This window comes from Reichenbachiella sp., assembly GCF_039941815.1.
Lineage (GTDB): Bacteria > Bacteroidota > Bacteroidia > Cytophagales > Cyclobacteriaceae > Reichenbachiella.
Map to the genome: position 1 here is coordinate 1 of NZ_JBDVDW010000069.1, position 1087 is coordinate 1087.

The window sequence follows — 1087 nt, forward strand, 5'->3', positions numbered from 1 at the left end:
TCACTGGATTTGTGCGAGAGACCCATTTGGAATCAAGCCGTTATTTTATTCATCAATGAATGGGCGCACACTGATTTGTTCCGAAGCTTCGCCTATTGCCAGATGTTTTGCCTGTAAAGCTTCTGAATATGCGATTCAGGAATGGCATCTCTTGAGAAGTCCGGTGCCGGGGTATAGTTTTTTTGAGAATATTTACCAACTTCTGCCCGGATACTATATGACGTCTGATCTTAAGTGCAGGTCATATTGGAGTTGGGAGAGAACCATGGAAAAATTCGATGAATCAGAGTTAGAAGGATTATTGATCGATTCAGTGCGCAAGCACGAAATGAGCGATGTCCCTGTGGTAAGCCTTTTAAGTGGCGGGATAGATAGTGCAATTATAACAAAATTGAGCGACGTAAAAAAAAGTTATAGCGTTGGCTTGGTCGATAACAACGAGTTTGAAGGAGCAAGGTTGTCTGCGGCAGAATCTAAAAAGTCGCTGAAAGAGGTCTGTACTACTGCGAATAATCTCGTGCAGAACTGGAGATATTTAACGCGTCTGCGAGGGGAGCCACTAAGCCTTCCCAACGAAGGCCTGATCTACGAAGTCTGTAAAGCAATGGATATCAATGAGAAGGTGGTCCTTACTGGAGAAGGGGCTGACGAATTGTTTTTTGGATATGACCGTATTTTTCGTTGGGCGTCAGGGTGCGCCGAACTATCGGTTCAGAGGTTCCTAAAGCGTTATGGATATTCTGAAGTTAATGCTACTCCACGATTGATGGATTATCTGAAATCGTTGTCTTCGGACAAGACAACTATTGAATTTGTTGAGGATTTCTTTCTTCAGTATCATTTGCCTAATTTACTACGAAGAATGGACTTCTCAGCTATGGCGGCATCTAAGGAAGCCAGAGTTCCTTTTGTAACGAAGGAATTAGTGAGTTATATGTATCGCCAACCGTTGGATTTTCGCTTAAGTAGTAATGAGACTAAAGTACCATTGAGGAATATTTGTAGAAAATTAGGTTTGATAGGTACTTTGAGTAGAAGAAAAGTGGGGTTTGATGCTCGACTATCGAGAGATAATGGAAGAAGGGAT

1 protein-coding gene is annotated in these 1087 nt (G+C 42.1%); it reads left to right on the forward strand.

Annotation, left to right across the window (positions count from 1 at the left end):
• Positions 1-55: 55 nt before the first annotated feature.
• Positions 56-1087, forward strand: a 1032-nt coding sequence (locus ABJF11_RS19905; RefSeq protein WP_348122008.1) for an asparagine synthase C-terminal domain-containing protein, incomplete at its 3' end; no start/stop codon positions are given.